Annotated in this window: 17 protein-coding genes and 1 pseudogene; 13 read left to right on the plus strand and 5 right to left on the minus strand. The window is 47.8% G+C overall.

What is annotated here, in order from left to right; genetic code table 11:
• Positions 1 to 272: 272 nt before the first annotated feature.
• The 3 genes from AKL11_RS13770 (at position 273) to AKL11_RS13780 (ending at position 3,989) form a co-directional block, all read left to right on the plus strand.
• Positions 273 to 557 (plus strand): hypothetical protein, encoded by a 285-nt coding sequence (locus AKL11_RS13770; protein ID WP_067518350.1) that lies wholly within the window; start codon positions 273 to 275, stop codon positions 555 to 557.
• A gap of 91 nt (positions 558 to 648) precedes the next feature.
• Positions 649 to 1,578, plus strand: coding sequence for a UPF0236 family transposase-like protein (locus tag AKL11_RS13775; RefSeq protein WP_366556860.1), 930 nt, complete (start codon positions 649 to 651; stop codon positions 1,576 to 1,578).
• A gap of 731 nt (positions 1,579 to 2,309) precedes the next feature.
• On the plus strand, positions 2,310 to 3,989 hold the full coding sequence (locus AKL11_RS13780; protein ID WP_067518354.1) for an IS66 family transposase: 1,680 nt from the start codon (positions 2,310 to 2,312) through the stop codon (positions 3,987 to 3,989).
• A 401-nt stretch (positions 3,990 to 4,390) separates the two neighbouring features.
• On the opposite strand, the pseudogene AKL11_RS13785 reads toward AKL11_RS13780, so the two are convergent.
• Both AKL11_RS13785 and AKL11_RS13790 read right to left on the minus strand, forming a co-directional pair.
• Positions 4,391 to 5,746, minus strand: a pseudogene (locus AKL11_RS13785) (IS1182 family transposase); the annotation flags it as partial.
• Positions 5,747 to 5,795: 49 nt separating this feature from the next.
• Complete coding sequence (locus AKL11_RS13790) at positions 5,796 to 6,470, minus strand: class I SAM-dependent methyltransferase (protein WP_067518359.1); 675 nt, start codon at positions 6,468 to 6,470, stop codon at positions 5,796 to 5,798.
• A gap of 176 nt (positions 6,471 to 6,646) precedes the next feature.
• Between AKL11_RS13790 and AKL11_RS13795 the strand changes: the two genes are divergently transcribed.
• The 9 genes from AKL11_RS13795 to rpoS all read left to right on the plus strand — a co-directional run bounded on the left by AKL11_RS13795 (position 6,647) and on the right by rpoS (position 14,102).
• Entirely contained in the window at positions 6,647 to 6,919 is a 273-nt protein-coding gene (locus AKL11_RS13795) for an FtsB family cell division protein (RefSeq protein ID WP_067518361.1), read from the plus strand.
• Positions 6,920 to 6,958: 39 nt separating this feature from the next.
• Complete coding sequence (gene ispD, locus AKL11_RS13800) at positions 6,959 to 7,690, plus strand: 2-C-methyl-D-erythritol 4-phosphate cytidylyltransferase (protein WP_067518363.1); 732 nt, start codon at positions 6,959 to 6,961, stop codon at positions 7,688 to 7,690.
• 11 nt (positions 7,691 to 7,701) lie between these two features.
• On the plus strand, positions 7,702 to 8,181 hold the full coding sequence (ispF, locus tag AKL11_RS13805; protein WP_067518365.1) for a 2-C-methyl-D-erythritol 2,4-cyclodiphosphate synthase: 480 nt from the start codon (positions 7,702 to 7,704) through the stop codon (positions 8,179 to 8,181).
• A gap of 302 nt (positions 8,182 to 8,483) precedes the next feature.
• The gene (truD, locus tag AKL11_RS13810; RefSeq protein ID WP_095210378.1) at positions 8,484 to 9,578 is read left to right on the plus strand and encodes a tRNA pseudouridine(13) synthase TruD; all 1,095 of its coding nucleotides are present in this window, start codon (positions 8,484 to 8,486) and stop codon (positions 9,576 to 9,578) included.
• Positions 9,575 to 10,324: a 5'/3'-nucleotidase SurE gene (surE, locus tag AKL11_RS13815; protein ID WP_067518367.1), complete on the plus strand. Its 750-nt coding sequence runs from the start codon at positions 9,575 to 9,577 to the stop codon at positions 10,322 to 10,324. Before truD ends, surE begins: the two co-directional genes overlap by 4 nt.
• A gap of 2 nt (positions 10,325 to 10,326) precedes the next feature.
• Entirely contained in the window at positions 10,327 to 10,998 is a 672-nt protein-coding gene (locus AKL11_RS13820) for a protein-L-isoaspartate(D-aspartate) O-methyltransferase (RefSeq protein WP_067518500.1), read from the plus strand.
• Positions 10,999 to 11,072: 74 nt separating this feature from the next.
• A complete protein-coding gene (locus tag AKL11_RS13825) occupies positions 11,073 to 12,008 on the plus strand; it encodes a polyprenyl-phosphate transporter (RefSeq protein ID WP_067518370.1) in 936 nt (311 codons plus the stop codon).
• Between the two features lie 121 nt (positions 12,009 to 12,129).
• Complete coding sequence (locus AKL11_RS13830; RefSeq protein WP_245673596.1) at positions 12,130 to 12,933, plus strand: peptidoglycan DD-metalloendopeptidase family protein; 804 nt, start codon at positions 12,130 to 12,132, stop codon at positions 12,931 to 12,933.
• 104 nt (positions 12,934 to 13,037) lie between these two features.
• Positions 13,038 to 14,102 carry an RNA polymerase sigma factor RpoS gene (gene rpoS, locus AKL11_RS13835; protein WP_245673595.1) on the plus strand — a complete coding sequence of 355 codons (1,065 nt, stop codon included), beginning with the start codon at positions 13,038 to 13,040 and terminating at the stop codon, positions 14,100 to 14,102.
• Between the two features lie 130 nt (positions 14,103 to 14,232).
• On the opposite strand, the gene fdxA is transcribed toward rpoS, so the two are convergent.
• Together fdxA and mutS are read right to left on the minus strand one after the other, a co-directional pair.
• Positions 14,233 to 14,556, minus strand: a complete 324-nt coding sequence (gene fdxA / locus AKL11_RS13840) for a ferredoxin FdxA (protein WP_067518372.1) — start codon at positions 14,554 to 14,556, stop codon at positions 14,233 to 14,235.
• Between the two features lie 230 nt (positions 14,557 to 14,786).
• Positions 14,787 to 17,369 (minus strand): DNA mismatch repair protein MutS, encoded by a 2,583-nt coding sequence (gene mutS / locus AKL11_RS13845; protein WP_067518374.1) that lies wholly within the window; start codon positions 17,367 to 17,369, stop codon positions 14,787 to 14,789.
• 288 nt (positions 17,370 to 17,657) lie between these two features.
• Between mutS and AKL11_RS13850 the strand changes: the two genes are divergently transcribed.
• Positions 17,658 to 17,984, plus strand: a complete 327-nt coding sequence (locus AKL11_RS13850) for a hypothetical protein (protein ID WP_157673568.1) — start codon at positions 17,658 to 17,660, stop codon at positions 17,982 to 17,984.
• A 28-nt stretch (positions 17,985 to 18,012) separates the two neighbouring features.
• Here the strand turns inward: AKL11_RS13850 and AKL11_RS25675 are convergent.
• The coding region (locus AKL11_RS25675) for a transposase (RefSeq protein ID WP_436404691.1) at positions 18,013 to 18,291 on the minus strand (279 nt) is incomplete at its 5' end.

Genomic DNA, 18,291 nt, shown 5'->3' on the forward strand with positions numbered 1-18,291 from the left:
CTTGTTCTGTAAAATAGCTGTCTCGACAACCGCTATTTTACCGTAGATCAACAGAGACAAGCACTTCAGTTCTTCCCCAGATTTTTAACCGGACAACAGTGTTGTTAAGTGATTAAATTAATGTTTGTTGATACTTGATCGTAGATTTTTGGCTGCAAGGTTATAACTATTCACCGAGGGTGAAATTAAATGTGCTCACCAGAGCCTTTTCATCCCCAAAAAACCAAGATTTGAACAATACTGTATGAGTATTTCTCAGCGGTTAGATCAATATGTCCTCGCCTGTTTCTCTTGCTGATAGACTTGCTGCCCACCCGATACTTGAACGTAGAGTGTCTGCCCTATTAGATATCGTTGAAGCTGAGTCTGGACAGCTCGATCGTGCCAGTGATGCTGAGGAGGCCGTCACACAGAACCTCCGTAGTATGGGTAACGAGCTTCTTACTGATTGGGGTGCCTGCAAAGAAAATCAGAAGTTTTCTGAGGCCTGCCTGAAACACCCCGACAGTAAAGTTCGAAAAAAAACACTCATTGGTTCAGCACTTACGGAAAAATAGGCGTCGTTGAGCGCTTCCAACGATCGATCAACATCGATTCAGACCCTTTAGCCATGCTGCCCAGGTTCACTGCAGAGACTATTCTCTCACTATTCAACGCAAAATTGTCGACTTTGCTGCTGACTGCTCTTTCCAGGCAGCCTCTAAGAAAATGCACGAACATTACGGTATAGATATTCCTGAGTCGTCTGTACGTGCTATTACGCTTGAACATGCCAGTTGCATGCAAGAGGAAACCTTCATTCCCGAACAGAATTCTCAGGACTTCACCGGTGAAGCTGAGCAGTTTGTGGGCGAAATGGATGGCAGTATGATTCCTGTTGTTCTATTTAATGACGTAGAAGACGGAGACAAACGAAAAACGCGTAAAACGGAATGGCAAGAAGCCAAGTTTTGTCAGGTCTATAAGCTCGGCAGCAATGATAAGCGTCATCTGGCTACTATGAAAGGCCCTAATAAGGCCGGTGATCAGTGGTTAAACTGTGCTTTAGCACAAGGCTTTAATCCGAAGTCGTCTATTCACTGCGTAAGTGATGGAGCTACCTGGATTGCCAGCCAGGCAAAAAGGGTGTTTGGAAACCAAGGGAGCTACCTTGTCGACTATTACCATCTCTCTGAGTACTTTGCTGATGCAGCAGAAGAGTGCGTGGGCTATAAAAAGGCGGCTCGTATCGAGTGGCGGCATTGCCAACAGGAACGGATGAAGTCAGGAGATGTGAGTGCAGTCATAGCAGAGCTTGATCAGCATAGAAATGGAAAGAAGGGCAAGGCCGCGAATAAGTCTGAGGAATGCCATCGATACATCAGAAACCGTCCAGGTCAGTTTGAATATGCGGCAGCGAGAGCGGTAAACCTTCCCATCGGTTCTGGTGAAATAGAGAGTGCGAACAGTTCAATAGTGCAAATGCGACTCAAGATACCCGGCGTCTGGTGGAAACCCGAGAACGCTGAAGCAATGCTTGGCTTAAGAACATTACGAGCTAACGGTGAATGGGATCAGTACTGGGAGCGCTTAGGGTAACCGGTGAAAGGACACTTTTAATTTCACCCATTCACCGATCATCGTTTTATGATTGATCAGTTACTCGGTTAAAATTCTTCCGTACTTTTTTGATGAACTTCTTGTCTTTGCATAGTAACTAACTACAAAGCCATAAATATTCGATTCTAAGTGCTGCATAATGTCGATACGGCAGTTCAACAATCCTTCATTGTAAGTGGCTTTATGGCACTTTTAACTGACGAAGTGGTTAGTGTAGCTTACATTGTTATGGCTTAGAGATAATGTTCATTTATGTGAAATAGGGTCGTGTCAGAGTTAACGTTCACGCCTGCTTTCTGTACTGCTTTGAAAAGAAGGTCAGCAGTAACTCGTTGAGATGCTGAGTTGTTGCTGTATATGGAACCGTTCCAGTGGACATTGGCTGCTTCTGGATTATTAAAAGTTACTTTTTGATGTAAGTAGCAACTGTCAGATTACTCACTATTAACACTTGAAGCTGTGGGTTCGGGGTTAAGGCTAACCGGATATGTTTTTTTGGGTTATCAACTTGAAGGATCGTTCATCTCAGAAGATGTTAGTGGCATTTTTTTGTTCAGTGCTCACAAGATAATCTGAGATGACTTTTTCAAGAAACTTGTCTGCTAAATCAGTATTGTCGTTCTGTGATAAGTGGTTGTATTCAGGGAGTAATTACTCAAAAATTGCTGCATTAAGGAAAATTACACGACCACAGTCTATTCTTCAAAACCATGAACTTTCTCTCTTCTTCGACCAATGTAGAGCTCACTCATTCAGGTAAAAAAATCCTGGAGTATCTTGCCCAGCTTCAGCAGCAGAATGCCTTGCTTCAGGAGTCGCTTGCTCTGACCCAGAAAGAGAACGCCCTTCAGCAGGAATTGATTTCCAAACTTCAGGAACAGCACGTTCAGCAACAAGAGTTGATCACACAGTTACAAGGGAAAGTCGGAGCCCTTGAGGCTGAGATTCGTCGCCTGAAAAAGCTGCCCCCTAAACCCGACATCAAACCAAACAGTAAGCCTACGGATGACTCCGACGACTCTTCCGACGACCCACCTGCAACCGATCAAAATGATGAAGCTGATCCAGATAGCGTACCAAAACGCAAGGTCAGCAAACCAGATGAAAGAACTCGTAAACAGCGCAAGCAACCACCGAAGCCGCCTCCTGAAAAGAGCATTCCCGTTCCGGCCATCGATGTTCCGTCAGGGTCTACCTGGAATGGCACCACTCCCTACCATGTCCAAGACTTGCTACTCAAGGCGACCTGTGTCGAATACCGGCTTGAGCAATGGATAACACCGGATGGAAAAACCATTACTGCCAAACCTCCGGCCAGTTTACACGGGCATCATTACGGGCCGACCTTACAAGCTTACGTGCTTCACCAGCATTTCGGATGTGCCGTCACCCAGCCGCAGCTGCTGGAATGGCTTTGGGATATTGGCCTCTCTATTTCAGCAGGAGAACTCAGCAACCTGATCACTAAGGGGCATGGGCAGTTTCACGGCGAGAAAGACGAACTCCTTGCCACAGGCATTCGCTGCTCAAGCTACATTCAAACGGACGACACGGGTGCAAGGCATCAGGGAAGAAACGGTTATTGCAATATTATTTGTAATGAGTCGTTCGCTTGGTATGGCACCACGAACAGCAAAAGCCGGGAGAATTTTCTAAGTCTTCTGCATCGTCCCTTTCGGACGTATGCACTGACAGAAAATGCCCTGGACTACCTGAGCACTCTCAAGTATCCCCAAAAGTGGCTGCGTGTACTTCAGCAATATGTTGGAGTGACCTTTCTGAGCCACGATGCCTGGAAGGCTTGCATGAAAGACCATGGTCTGACAGGAAAAAAGCGACTTCAGCAAGCCAGCGAAGCCTTAATTTATGCCAGTTTGATAGCGCATGGTTTAGGGCATCTGACGACCTTCAGCGATGGCGCACAACAGTTCAATGTATTCAAACATGCTCAATGCTGGGTTCATGCAGAGCGGTTGCTGGCGAAGGTTCATCCTGTCAATGATCAGCAAGCCCTGGCTCAGAAATGGTGCCGGACATGGCTCTGGGAAATTTATGATGACCTGAAAGCCTTCAAAACTGAACCATCCGAAGAGAATGCGCTGAAGGTACGGTTTGGCTTTTCTGCTCTAATCCAGACACGCACTGTCTGTAGCGACCTCCAGGAAGCACTCTCAAGCCTGGCCGTTATAGAAAAAGAGTTATTGTTGGTACTGGAAGACCCGCGCCTGCCGTTGCACAACAATCTGAGTGAAAGCCTGATACGAGAATACGTCAAGCGTCGAAAGATCAGCGGCAGTACGCGAAGCGAAGCAGGACGGCAAAGTCGCGACACTTTTGCCAGCCTGAAAAAACGTGTCGCCTGTATGGTCTTTCTTTCTGGGACTATCTGACAGACAGGTTATCTGCCACCAGGCTGTTCCCGAGACTGGAGAATCTGATTCAAAAGGCGTCCGCTATATTGCCATGTGGGCTTTGCAGCAGTTTTTGAGAACTTACTTCAGGGAGCCATTGTGAAACAAAGCCTGTTAATTTGAGTCTATCTGAAAAATGTTTCCGAATCGGGCTTATTTCTAATGTGTCTACCTTCATTCCCGCGCCTAGGAGGCTGTCGGACTTGAAAGTAAAAACCGGAGATGGGCCGCAATAAAGTCAAAAATCACAGAATCCAGTCTGGAAGTGCTGTTTATGTCGTCAGTCTCTTTTGCCCAAATATCCAAATGCATGCGACAAATAACCTGTAAGCTGAAATAAACTGCATAAAAATGATACTTTCCTGAAGATCTTTCAGCATCAGCGTAAACATCCGCTTCAGGTTAAAACCCATGCACAGAAGATCCCATTCAGCAGACACTGCTTCAAGACCACGGACCAGAAATTGACGGTATCCCATCACTTCCTTCTGTATCCCAAACGTTGGCTCAATGGTGCTTTTTCTCAATGCATACACCGCCCGTCCTTCCCTGGTTTGCAATCGCCAACGCATCAACTCCAGTGCGGTAACATCATCGCCTGCGGGCATCGGCTCATCGGGCTTAAAGCGCTCCAGTAAAGGTTTGTTATGGGCATCCTTCTTTTCTGCAATGTAAGGGATAGCTCCAAACTTATCCACAGCAGACACATTGCCCTGACTGAAGTAGCCCGTGTCGGCAAGAATCGCGCTGGGCTTGCCAATCTGCTCTGCACGAGAGGCCAGTTCTTCGAGGGCAGGCGCTACCTGTTGTTTGTCATTGGTCGCCTGAGTAATATGATTTTCAACAATAAGACCACTGTCGTTATCTACTGCGGCCTGCGCATTATAAGCCTGTACAAAACCGTTAGCAGACGTTGGCATTATGCGAGACTCCGGATCTGTCAGGTTGACTTGATCTTTGTCCCTGGGACCCGGCGTAGGGGCTTTCGGTTCTTTGCCCCGTGGCTTTTTTTCCGTATCTCTGATCGCATCACGACGGGCAACTTTTTCCTGATATTCTGCCAGTTCTTGCTGATAGCGCTCTTCAGCTCGTCTCTCAATTTCTGCCTTGGCATCGGCAATCACCTTGAGGCGATCTTCCCTGCGTTTCAGCTCATCAGGAATGGATAATTCGTCTGGCAATTTTTCAGTATCTGCTTTTTCAGCCATCTTGAGGAGCTCTTCAACTTCGGCCTTGAGCTGCTTTTCGAGCCTGCATGCGTGCTTGTAACTGAGCGCCTTGTGTTTGCTGGCATTGGCCTTCATCTTGGTTCCATCGAGGCTGATGGTTCCCAGCTTCAACCATTCTGCCTGTTGCGCAATCAACAATATCTGAACAAAAAGTTCACTGATTTCTTTACGGAAGCGCTGGCGAAAGGTGTTGATACTGTCGTGATCCGGATGCTCGTTGGCGCAGATATATCGAAAGGCGATGGAGTCATAAGTTGCTTTCTCCAGTTTGCGACTGGAGAAGACACCTGTTGCATATCCATAGAACAATAACGACAGCATGAGGGATGGATGCCAGGCTTTAGAACCCCTTCCTTTATAGGCGCTGATCAAAGGTGTGAGGTCTAGCTGCTCAACCACCTCTACAACAAAGCGAGCAAGATGCACCTCTGGCAGATAATCCTGAACAGTGGCAGGAAAAAAGTCAGGGATGTCTCGGTCAATGGGTCTGAAAGTCCATTTGTTCATTGGCTGGCTGTCTTTTACGATCTTGCGGGTATTATACTCAAAAGTTGTTCTAAGTCCGACAGGCTCCTAGGATCAGGCATTCCATCTCGCTCACTGAATAGAAGAATTGGGAAGGTTTATACTCGGTAAAGTGATCCTGGAACTCCGGTAATGCTTTTGTTTTTTCCAAGCTTGTATGGAAAGGTAGGCCTGCTTTGGAGGCTGCGAAAAATGCTGAAAAAATGCCTTCTGGAGCCAGATGCTGCCCAATATTCTTCAGAGCGTTCGGCATTTTTTTGTTGCTGATCCAGTGCAGTGCATGAATGGACAGCGCTAGTGGGAATTCTTCTGAATATGAAAAATTATCCGCCCCTGCACAGAGGATCTCAATGTCTTCAGAGGCTTGAAACCTTTCTTTTGCTGCTTTGTACATATCTTCTGATGGATCGATACCGACAACTTGTCCACCAAAGAGTTTCTTGTATTCGGCTAAGTTATTGCCTGGACCACAGCCGATATCCAGAACACGGGATACTGGTGCTTTGATGATATTTCTTTTCAAGAGCTCGGATGTGAGAGCGTGTGAGTCTTCGGTTTGTGAAGTTGAGTTTTCTACATAGTTGGCAGGATTCCAGATGATCTGTGGTGCAGATCCTTTTATGGGATTTTCTGTATCTGTAGATGGTGCAGCGGTCTGGTCAGCATTAGAGGCAGGCTTATTGAAATTACCGATGGGAGTAATCATTGTTGATTTTCCTTGTATTCAGTTATAGAAAATTCGACATTTGTTGATATATAAAGTTCATTGTCGGTATGTACCCTGTTGAAGCTTCTAGCTGAACGCAACTTTTCCCATTGACCATATTTTGCCTTTGGGGCACCTTCTGGTTGATAATCTCTTTTTTAATTCGCTACAGCATTATGAAGAAATGGGTCGTTGTTTTTTTAACGCTATCACTGGTTTATCTACAAATCCGGCTTTGGGTTGGCGAGGGCAGTGTGGCTGAGCTGATTACTCAGGAAGAGATGCTGGATCGATCCCGGTTAGAAAACGAGCGTTTGTATCAGCGTAATCGCCAGCTGGCTAAAGAAGTGGTTGAACTGCAGCAGGGGATGGAAATCGTTGAATCCAGAGCCCGGCAGGAACTGGGTATGGTTCGGCGTGATGAGACGTTCTTTCTGATTTATGATTAAGGATTAAAAATCCTTGCCTTGATGGGTAGTGAGTAAACCATGGAATCTGTTCGTTATTGGGCGGTAGTGCCAGCTGCAGGTGTTGGGCGCAGAATGAATGCGGATATGCCTAAGCAATATCTCGATATTCATGGCAAGCCCATTATGGTGCACACTCTTGAGCGCCTGCTGGGCTTTTCTATCGACAAGAAACCGTTATTGGAAAAGATCGTGGTGGTGGTAGACCGTGATGATGAGTACTACCACAGGCTGGATGTTTCCAGAGACCCTCGGATTCTTCTGGCCGAAGGCGGCAGTGAACGTTACCACTCGGTGCTAAAAGGTTTAGAGGTGCTGGTGGATCTTGCGGCACCAAACGACTGGGTGCTGGTTCATGACGTGGCACGCCCTTGTATTCGTCGGTCTGATTTGGGTTTGCTGGTGGGGCAATTAAAGGATCATCCAATCGGAGGTTTGCTGGGAGTGCCAGTGACTGACACGATCAAAGCCGCCAATGCCGATGGCGTGGTGAATAAAACGGTGGATCGCCAGGGGCTTTGGCATGCCATGACACCGCAGATGTTCCGTTTCAGCATGCTCCGCGATGCCCTGAAAAAAGCGCTTGATGACAATATGCCCGTCACCGATGAGGCCAGTGCCATCGAATATTCAGGCAGTCAGCCGGTCATGGTAGAAGGCCATGGGGATAATATTAAGATCACCCGGGGAACTGATCTGGCGTTAGCTTCTCTATATATAGAACAGCAATCGAAATTATTAGAAATGTCTTAGTGGAGGCATTAATGCGCATTGGTCATGGGTTTGATGTTCACAAATTCGGTGAAGGCGATCATGTTGTTCTGGGGGGCGTATCCATTCCATACCCTCAGGGGTTAATCGCGCACTCTGATGGCGATGTACTTTTGCATGCATTATGTGATGCGTTACTTGGTGCAGCTGGCCTCGGCGATATAGGCAAGCACTTTCCAGATACGGATGAGCGCTTCAAAGGGATTGATAGTCGCAAACTTCTCAGGCATGTGATTGCACTGCTGCAGAAACACCATCTCATGCCGGTGAATGTGGACAGTACCATTATTGCCCAGGCTCCGAAAATGGCACCGCATATTGATCAAATGCGTAAAAATATCAGCGAGGATATGGAACTGGACGTTTCTCTGATCAATGTCAAAGCAACCACGACCGAGCAGCTTGGTTTCACTGGCAGAAAAGAAGGTATTGCAGCCCATGCGGTGGTTTTACTGACTTCCAGTACCTCTTGATTCCCTTCATAATTGTAAGTAGTTGACCAAATGAAATCATATTTTCTGAGCAAGTGGCCAGCCACTCTGCTGCGTTACAACTCTGGTCGCATAGCTACGGCTATGCTCCCGTCGTTGTGCCTTGCATAGTAACTGTCCACTCATCCAGAAATATTCGATTCCATTTGCACAACTACTTATAGTTAGTTTCTCTTTTCAAACGATGTTGGAAAACACGCCCCATGTTCACTAAGGGGCGTTCTCTAACCGTACTAAAAAAGGTATGGTTACTTCTTTCGAAATTACATTTTGAGTGCATATAAATGGATGCAGATGTACCGGTGCATGCCGATTACTCTACTGATTGGCATCATGCTTTTGGTGGTCCTCTGGGTAGTTGTCAGTTCAAGTCCTGTCATGAAGATTTCCAGGTGGATGAGTACCTCCCTTTTGAGCCGGAAGGTGAGGGTGAACACCTTTTTCTGCTGATCGAAAAGAAAGGTGATAATACAGATTGGGTGGCGGATTTACTGGCAAGACATGCAAAAGTTAAAAGACAGTCGGTCAGTTATGCCGGGCGCAAGGATCGCCATGGGGTTACACGTCAATGGTTTTGTGTCACGTTGCCGGGAATGGCTGATCCGGACTGGAGCGGTTTTGAAAGTGATGCTGTTCGGATTTTAAAGCAGACCCGACACCGTAAAAAATTGAAAACTGGCGCATTAAAAGGTAACGGTTTTTGTATCACGTTACGTGAGATTGAAGCGAATCGAGATCGAGTGGAAGAGCGACTTGAACAGATTGCTCAGGCCGGTGTGCCTAATTATTTTGGTGAGCAACGGTTTGGTCATCAAGGGCGGAATATCGAAAAAGCCGCAGCCATGATGGCCGGTAAATTTCGTGTTCAGCGCAACAAACGATCAGTCTATTTATCCGCAGCACGGTCCTGGTTATTCAATCGGGTTTTGTCGGAAAAGGTTCAACAGCAACTCTGGAATCAATATCTGCCCGGTGATGCTTTGGGTTTTCCAGACAGTGGTAGTTTGATTTTTGATGCGGCAGATGACGATATCATGGCGCGCCTGAACAGTGGCAAGTTAAGCCCAACATCGCCACTGTGGGGCAGGGGAATGCTCAAAGTGGCGGATGAGGCTAAGGCCTTTGAAGAATCGGTGGCCAGTGGTTACGCAGCACTTTGTGATGGGCTTGAAAATGCGGGTTTGAATCAGGAACGACGTATTAACCGGTTGATACCTGAACAAATGACATGGTCTTGGAAAGACGACAGAACCTTAGAGTTATCGTTTCGTCTACCAAAGGGTTGCTTTGCCACCACCGTGTTAAGAGAGGTTTTGCTCTGTCAGGAACAAGACAGGACATACGTTGAGAAAACGGATCAGGGAGTTCAGGGATCATGACCATTTTGCTCGCCAATGATGATGGTGTCACCGCAAAAGGGTTGGCGCTGTCTTATGGGGTAATGAAACAGTTTGGTGATTGCATCGTCGTTGCTCCGGACAATGATTGCTCTGGCCAAAGTCATGCCCTGACCCTGGATAGACCGTTACGCATTAAAGAACACGACAATGGTTTTTTCAGTGTGAATGGCACGCCGGCAGATTGTGTTCACCTGTCTATCAGCGGCCTGTTTGAACAAATCCCGGAACGGGTGGTGTCTGGTATTAATAACTGCGCCAATCTGGGGGATGATGTGTTGTATTCTGGCACCGTGGCTGCGGCGATGGAAGGTCGAATGCTTGGAAAAAATGCCATTGCCATCTCCTCCTGTGGGCGGGAAGATCGACATCTGGAAACCACGGCTCGTGTATTACACGACATTATGACTCGACTGGATACCCTGCAATTGCCAGAGGGCACTATCCTGAATGTGAATGTGCCAGCCTGCGATTACGATGAACTGCAAGGTATGAAAATAACCCGCCTTGGTCATCGGGACCCGGCGCTGCCGCCAACCAGGCTCAGCGATCCCAGAGGTCACACCGTGTGGTGGATTGGTGGTGTGGGTAATCCTAGAATTGCAGAGGAAGGTACCGACTTTCATGCGATTGGTGCCGGTTATGTTTCTATTACACCATTGCAGTACGACAAGACGGGCCACAGTACTTTGTCGTTACTGGAGGATTGGGTTGGGGTAATGAGATGACCATGACAAAGGATCTGGAGCTTGCAGGGATTGGCATGACGTCTCGTCGAACCCGGGATCGTCTGATTCAGCGGTTGGAAGAGCAGGGTATTTGTTCTACCCGAGTATTGGATACTATACGACAAGTGCCACGTCATCTTTTTCTCGACGAGGCGTTGGCGCATCGAGCTTATGAAGATACTGCTCTGCCTATTGGTCATAATCAGACGCTGTCACAGCCTTATATTGTCGCAAGAATGACTGAAGCGTTGCTTGAGCAGGGGCCGTTGAAAAAAGTGCTTGAGGTGGGGACTGGCTCTGGGTACCAGACCGCCATTCTGGCGAAGCTGGTGGAGAGAGTATTTTCTGTGGAGCGGATTCGTCCTCTACAGGAAAAGGCTCGTCAGCGTTTAAGTCGTTTGTCACTGCTCAATATAAGGCTCCGGCATTCTGATGGCGGGATGGGCTGGCCAGCCGAAAGCCCCTTTGATGGCATCATTGTGACGGCCGCACCCGGGGATATTCCCAAAGAGTTGTTAAGCCAGTTATCGCCAGACGGTGGTCGTATGGTGATTCCTGTCGGCCATGATGGCAGTCAGAAGCTGGTGTTGGTGACTCGGCAGGATGACGAGTATCGTCGTAAAGTGCTCGAGCCGGTGCGTTTTGTACCATTGCTTGCTGGTGTTGTGCGCTGAGAGCTCGGCGTTTTAGTTCTTGGCGTTCTAGTTCTTATTTTTTATAGCTAAGTGTGTTTATTAAAGGTCATGGTATGACGAAATTTGCTACCCATTTTTCGCTGGTTGCCAAAGGAATGGCGATGGGGGCTGCGGATGTAGTGCCCGGGGTGTCCGGGGGAACAATTGCTTTCATTACCGGTATTTATGATCGCCTGCTGAATGCGTTGAAAAGTGCCAATCCATCATTGCTGAACGTTTTGCGCAGCGAAGGCGTGACCGGTGTCTGGCGGCATATAGACGGCACATTTCTACTGTGTGTTTTTGGTGGTGTGCTGAGCAGCATTCTCTCGTTTGCCCATGTCATCACCTATTTGTTAGCCAGCTATCCGGAAATGCTCTGGGCCTTTTTTTTCGGTCTGATCCTGATTTCGGGCTTGCATATGATTCGTCAGGTCAGTCACTGGCATGGGCCGACAATGGTTGCCTTGGTGGTGGGCGTTCTGATTGCCTATGGTATTGGCGTATTATCGCCTACCAGTCTTGAGCCGGAACCGATGACGTTGTTTTTTGCCGGAGCCATTGCCATCTGCGCGATGATTCTTCCTGGTATTTCTGGCAGCTTTATTTTACTGCTCATGGGGTTGTATAGCCCGGTGATTGAAGCAGTTAAAGCTTTGGATTTAGGCGTTTTGCTGATTTTTGGAGCAGGCTGTATTGGTGGTCTGTTAAGTTTTTCCCATGTGCTTTCATGGTTGCTGAAGCGTCATCGTGACTTGGCGATTGCTTTGCTGACCGGATTAATGCTGGGGGCGCTGGGCAAAGTATGGCCCTGGAAAGAAACCCTGAGTACCCGGGTCAATAGCTCCGGATCAGAAGTACCACTGGTTCAGGTGAATATCTCACCTTTTGATTATGAAATGGTGACAGGTCATCCAGCTTTTCTTTTGGAGTCCTTTGCTTTGATGATCGCTGCCATTGTTCTGGTTGCGACCATCGAATGGTTTGGTGGAAAAAATACGGAGAGCTGAGCGGATATAGGTAAAACTTCATAAATCAATATGATATTTTTTGTTGTTAATTTTTATTATTATTTCGATTATCGATAATTTTCTTCAAAAATCAGACGAGGTTGGCGGAGTAGATAAAGTGTTGAGTTTATGGAAGGCCGCTCAAATTAAAATGAGCGATTGCTCAAGAAAGATACTTTTTCTGCTTTTTACCGGGGCGGTTACCCTGTTTGTGGCAGGGTGCAGTCACGATCCATCTCGCGTAGTGGTGAAAGAGTTAAGGTCGCCTCCAAAAGTCACTTCAGGTTCTCACCGGGTAGTAACCGGTGAGACACTCTATTCTATTGCCTGGAGTTATGGTAGGGATTTCAAAGAGTTAGCACGTAATAATGGCATACGTTCGCCTTATACTATTTACCCTGGGCAGAGGATTAATTTATCAGCACGAAAGTACTATCCTCTAGTGACGGCAAAATCCACTCCACCAAAAAAGAAACCAATTCGACCTTCTGTTGTCAAACCGGTTAATAAACCAACACCGGTGTCTCCGCCCAAACAGACTCCAACGGCAGCATTTAATGGCTGGCAATGGCCTGCGAAGGGTAAGGTGGTTGCTGCTTATTCGACTCGATCCCCGGTGAATAAGGGGATTGATATTAGCGGCAAATTAGGAGAGCCTGTAAAGGCAGCCGCCAATGGTGAAGTGGTATACGCAGGGAGCGACCTGTCTGGTTATGGCAGGCTGATCATATTAAAACATAACAGTAGCTATCTAAGTGCTTACGCTCACAATAAGGATCTGTTCGTCAGAGAGGGAGACTCAGTTAAAGCGGGCCAGAAGATAGCCGAAATAGGTTCTACAGGAACAACGGAACCCAAGCTTCACTTTGAAATCAGACGGGACGGCAAGCCGGTAGACCCTATGGGGTTTCTGCCGAAACGTTGATTCATTACGAAGGATAACGGCGGTTGTGGTAGAGGGATCTCACGGGTGCGGGTGCAGATTTGCTGCCCGGCATAGTGTGGGAATTTCCGATAGGACATACTCTTATGGCATCGAAGAGGGATGACGCAGAGCTAAGCAGTTATGCTGACGATGTAATCCAGGGACAGGATGGGTTTGATTCGGAGGGGGATGATTCTTCTTCCGAACAAGCGCTGGTGGAAGCAGTTGAAGAATCTTCGGAAATCGAAGAGGTGCAGGCATCTCCTGAGAAACCTCGGGTAGCGCCAGTATCAGCTACGACCTCTACGCGTCGCAAAGAAGACGATGGCTTTTACAAGTCCATTGATGCAACTCAGCTGTACCTGAATGAAATTGGCTTCTCGCCTCTGCTAACACCGGAGGAAGAGGTTCATTTTGCCCGTTTGGCTCGTAAAGGAGTTGAAGCGGGTCGTCGTCGGATGATTGAAAGCAACCTTCGTCTGGTGGTGAAAATTTCCCGGCGTTATGTGAATCGTGGGCTAACACTGCTGGATTTGATTGAGGAAGGTAACCTCGGTCTGATCAGAGCGGTGGAAAAATTCGATCCTGAAAGAGGATTCCGTTTTTCAACCTACGCCACCTGGTGGATTCGACAAACCATTGAACGGGCGATCATGAATCAGACCCGAACGATACGTTTGCCTATCCATGTGGTGAAAGAACTTAACGTCTATCTCCGGGCTGCCCGGGAACTTACCCAGAAACTTGATCACGACCCCAGTCCGGAAGAAATCGCTGAGCTGCTTGATAAGCCTGTGGCTGATGTTAAGCGGATGTTGGGGCTGAACGAACGAGTCACTTCGGTGGATACACCTTTGGGGCCGGATTCGGATAAATCCATACTGGATACCATTTCCGATGAGAAAGGAGCAGACCCTGCGGTGTTGCTTCAGGATCTGGATTTGAATGACAGTCTGGATCGCTGGTTAGGTGAACTTTCAGAAAAGCAGCGTGAGGTGGTTGCACGCCGTTTTGGTTTGAGAGGTTATGAAACCAGTACGCTTGAAGAAGTGGGGCGTGAGATCGGTTTGACCCGGGAACGCGTCAGGCAAATTCAGGTTGAGGCTCTAAAGCGTTTACGTTCTATTCTTGAGAAGCAGGGGCTTTCAGGAGAATCGCTGTTTAATTAATCTTGAAGCAGCTGTTTGTCAGAACAGTCTTATCAGCGCAGTCTTGTCAGAGCAATCGTCACCAAACAAAAAGGCCATGACAATGTCATGGCCTTTTTCGTTAACCCTTCTTTGTCAAACAAAGCTGAGATTAACGCTCTAACTGATCCAGTTTACCTTTCACGCCATCCCACTCGGCAGCGTCAGGCAACTGATCTTTTTTCTCGGTAATGTTCTCCCATACATCTGCCAGAACTGCGTTCAGTTCGATAAATTCCTGTTGATCCTCAGGTACTTCATCTTCTGAGAAAATTGCATTGGCAGGACACTCTGGTTCACACAGGGCGCAATCGATGCACTCGTCCGGGTGAATAACCAGAAAGTTGGGTCCCTCATAGAAGCAGTCGACTGGACAGACCTCTACGCAATCGGTGTATTTGCATTTGATGCAGTTCTCACCCACTACGAAAGTCATGGTGTTGAAACTCCATTTGATTTGACTGGAAGCGTATGACCTTGATTATATTCTCCAAATAAATTCAGAGTTTTTATCGAAATCGACCTGACAGCATTTCGTTCGCATCGGGTCATACGAAATTTCGAAGCAGTTTACCAGAGTTGTAAACCTGGTGAACAGCCGCGTTTACCATAACCTTATATCTTGAATAGTCAGTAGAAAACCCGGGATATAAGGAATAAACAATATTATTGCTTTAATGCCTTGAGAGTATACAGCAGTTCCAGCGCCTGTCGGGGGCTCAGGCTGTCCGGATCAGTCTCTTCCAACAAAGTCACAGCAGGGTGAGGTTCAGGGCTGGCGAACAGATCTGCCTGCAGGTTCACCGTAGTTGCTGGCTGAACGCTCATCAGTGCTGGAACGTCTGATTCCAGTTGTTCCAAAAGTGCCAGCTTCTGGCGAGCCTGATTAATTACATGCCTTGGCACGCCGGCAAGTTGGGCAACCTGCAACCCATAGCTCTGACTGGCCGGGCCTTCTTGAACCGCATGCAGAAACACAATGCGATCGTCGTGTTCTGTCGCGTTTAGGTGTACGTTTACAACGGTAGTGCATTCTTCTGGCAGCTGGGTCAGTTCAAAGTAGTGGGTGGCAAACAAAGTGAACGCTCTGACTGAATCAGCCAGATAGTGTGCGCAGGCCCAGGCAAGAGAAAGCCCATCAAAAGTACTGGTACCGCGCCCAACTTCATCCATCAAAACCAAACTTTGTTCTGTCGCATTATGAAGAATATTGGCTGTCTCAGTCATTTCCACCATAAAGGTCGAGCGGCCGCCAGCCAGATCGTCCGATGAACCGATACGGGTAAAGATGCGATCCACCAAACCAATACGTGCCTGAGTAGCGGGTACATAACTGCCTATATGTGCCAACAACACAATCAATGCTGTCTGGCGCATATAGGTCGATTTACCACCCATATTCGGCCCGGTAATAACCAGCATGCGTCGTTCATCGTGGAAAGACACATTGTTGGCAACGAATGGTTCATCCAGAACCTGTTCTACCACCGGGTGCCGGCCTTCTGTGATGTTAATGCCCGGCTGCTCATGCAGTTCCGGGCGACAGAAGTTCAAGGATTCTGCCCGCTCTGCCAGATTGCTCAGCACATCCAACTCAGAAAGTGCCATGGCGCATTCCTGAAGTGGGCCCAGTGATTCCAGTGACTGATCCAACAATGCCTCGTAGAGCGCTTTTTCCCGAGCCAGCGCCCGGCTTTTGCTGGACAATGCTTTGTCTTCAAACTCTTTCAGTTCCGGCGTAATAAAGCGCTCGGTATTTTTCAGGGTTTGACGTCGAATGTAGTCTACTGGTGCGTCATCGGATTCACGTCGGCTTAATTCGATGTAATAGCCATGCACCCGGTTATAACCCACCTTCAGACTTTGCAGGCCAGTACGCTCACGTTCCCGCAGTTCCATCTGGACCAAATAATCGCCGGCGTTCTCGCTTATGGAGCGCAGTTCATCCAAGTCCGCATCGTAACCTTCGGCGATGACACCACCATCACGGATCACCACCGGTGGGTTTTCAATAACGGCTCGGGTCAGCAGGCCTGCCAGTTCCGGATGTTCGCTAATCCCTTGAGCCAGAAAATGAATGGTTTCACTGTCGATCACTGCCAGCAGCTGTTGAAGTTCGGGCAGCTCCTGTAGGGAGTCACGCAGTTTTGCCAGATCCCTTGGGCGAGCAGATTTAAGAGCAACCCGTGCCAGTATTCGTTCGATATCGCCGATGTTTTTCAACAGTGGGTAGAGGTTTTCAAAATGAAAGCCCTCTTTAATAGCGCTGATGGCGGATTGTCGAGCGATAAGCTTCTCGAAATTACGCAGTGGACGATTGATCCACCGTGCCAGCAGCCGGCTGCCCATGGAAGTAGCGGTTTGATCCACGACTGCGGCAAGGGTATGTTCCCGACCACCGTTCATATTGATGGTCAATTCAAGGTTTTTACGACTTGCAGCATCAAGCACCACGCTCTCTTCGCGGTTTTCCTGAGCAAGTGAGCGGATGTGGGGCAGGGCAGTGCGCTGTGTTTCTCGCGCGTATTGCAGCAAACAGCCGGCGGCCTCAATGGCGAGGGTTAACTGTCCGCAACCAAAACCGTCCAGACTCTTAGTTTGAAACTGTCGGTTCAGTTGTTCTTTAGCCCCTTCAAGATCAAAATCCCAAGGCGGACGTTTGCTGGCGCCAGCTCTTTTGGTAATAGAGTCTGGCCAGTTTTTATCATCGTTTACCAATAACTCGGCGGGGCTTAAGCGTTCCACTTCCGAAAGCAGGGCTTCTTCACCATTCACTTCCAGAACATTAAAACGACCGCTGCTGATATCCAGAAACGCCAAACCGTAACGACCATCGTGCCCGGTAGCGGCCATCAACAGATTGTCCTGTCGCTCATCCAGCAACGCTTCATCACTGACCGTGCCCGGTGTCAGGACGCGAACCACTTTGCGCTCTACCGGTCCTTTGCTGGTGGCCGGATCGCCGATTTGTTCGGCAATGGCCACGGACTGACGCAAACGAATCAGGCGTGCTAAATAACCCTCGGCAGCATGGTAGGGAATGCCGGCCATGGGAATAGGCTCACCGCCGGATTGCCCGCGCTTGGTCAGGGTGATATCTAGCAGCTGCGATGCCTTTTTTGCATCGTCGTAAAACAGCTCGTAAAAATCGCCCATGCGATAGAACACCAGGTGATCACGGTGTTGCTGCTTGATGCGCAGGTATTGCTGCATCATCGGAGTGTGGTTTGATAGGTCGGTACTGGTCATTGATGGGCGAGTACTTGATTGTTTCTAATGAGTGCACGCTCAATTGAGCAGTGCGTGATGTGAAAATATTACTACATATTGGCTTGTATAGTACCAGTGGAGTCTATTTCCTGTCTGTAGAGCATGAATTAAAGGGGTGTTATTAAAAAAAATCACAATATCAGCTGCTATTATTGTTATCCCTTCGTGTTGGTTAATTGGAACTTCAATTTGAAATGCATTTCTTTCTTATTTTCTGGCTGTGGGTTGAGGCATAAGAACGAGCAAGGTTGTAACCATAAGGCTTCTATGCCAGAAGCACGTTGTGGAAATAGGTCTGTAAGACACTTGAACGATGGATATGTTGAGTCAATGAGGCCATATTCTGAAGCTAAGCTGTTGGTCAAGGAGGAAAGGCGGCAGGCAGTGATTCTCAAGAAACCTACAATCCAAGTTACCAAAGACTCAGCGGTCATTGAAGGAAAAGAACATGGGGATGACAACGGAACGGTTGTCAGGGTGGATGAGAATAATCTGAAATATCAAATTAGACTCTATTCTAAAATCAAAGCCTGTAAGTCTTTGAATAAGGAGTTAAAAAAAACGATAAACAGTAGTGGCTATGATAAAAAATGAGTCCGGTTCTGAAATCAGGGCTTACGCATCAAATAAGCACTATAGAACTCAATAGTTCCTCAAGCTTGTCATTGTCCCAACCCGCAGCTAACCGTTTCAGTTTTATACTGTCGTTGGTTTCCGTGTCCTGAGTGTGGATATTCAGTRCTATTCGGTTAAGGATCGAGACGTTCTCAATGGCGCAATTATTGGTAGTCTGATTTTTATCTTCGCCAAAAGCAACGTCAAGCCTCCAGTGAAGTTTGTTCTCCACCTCCCAGTGCTTACGGGCAATGTCCAGTACCTCTGCAGCACTGAGCTGTTTGCT

It is taken from the genome of Endozoicomonas ascidiicola, from assembly GCF_001646945.1.
Taxonomy (GTDB): Bacteria; Pseudomonadota; Gammaproteobacteria; order Pseudomonadales; family Endozoicomonadaceae; genus Endozoicomonas; species Endozoicomonas ascidiicola.

Bases quoted from the DNA above. Each gene is read 5' to 3' on its own strand.
- AKL11_RS13770 (WP_067518350.1), top strand. From the start codon at position 273: ATGTCCTCGCCTGTTTCTCTTGCTGATAGACTTGCTGCCCACCCGATA.
- AKL11_RS13780 (WP_067518354.1), top strand. From the start codon at position 2,310: ATGAACTTTCTCTCTTCTTCGACCAATGTAGAGCTCACTCATTCAGGT.
- AKL11_RS13790 (WP_067518359.1), bottom strand. From the start codon at position 6,470: ATGATTACTCCCATCGGTAATTTCAATAAGCCTGCCTCTAATGCTGAC.
- AKL11_RS13795 (WP_067518361.1), top strand. From the start codon at position 6,647: ATGAAGAAATGGGTCGTTGTTTTTTTAACGCTATCACTGGTTTATCTA.
- ispD (WP_067518363.1), top strand. From the start codon at position 6,959: ATGGAATCTGTTCGTTATTGGGCGGTAGTGCCAGCTGCAGGTGTTGGG.
- ispF (WP_067518365.1), top strand. From the start codon at position 7,702: ATGCGCATTGGTCATGGGTTTGATGTTCACAAATTCGGTGAAGGCGAT.
- truD (WP_095210378.1), top strand. From the start codon at position 8,484: ATGGATGCAGATGTACCGGTGCATGCCGATTACTCTACTGATTGGCAT.
- surE (WP_067518367.1), top strand. From the start codon at position 9,575: ATGACCATTTTGCTCGCCAATGATGATGGTGTCACCGCAAAAGGGTTG.
- AKL11_RS13820 (WP_067518500.1), top strand. From the start codon at position 10,327: ATGACAAAGGATCTGGAGCTTGCAGGGATTGGCATGACGTCTCGTCGA.
- AKL11_RS13825 (WP_067518370.1), top strand. From the start codon at position 11,073: ATGACGAAATTTGCTACCCATTTTTCGCTGGTTGCCAAAGGAATGGCG.
- rpoS (WP_245673595.1), top strand. From the start codon at position 13,038: ATGGCATCGAAGAGGGATGACGCAGAGCTAAGCAGTTATGCTGACGAT.
- fdxA (WP_067518372.1), bottom strand. From the start codon at position 14,556: ATGACTTTCGTAGTGGGTGAGAACTGCATCAAATGCAAATACACCGAT.
- mutS (WP_067518374.1), bottom strand. From the start codon at position 17,369: ATGACCAGTACCGACCTATCAAACCACACTCCGATGATGCAGCAATAC.
- AKL11_RS13850 (WP_157673568.1), top strand. From the start codon at position 17,658: ATGCCAGAAGCACGTTGTGGAAATAGGTCTGTAAGACACTTGAACGAT.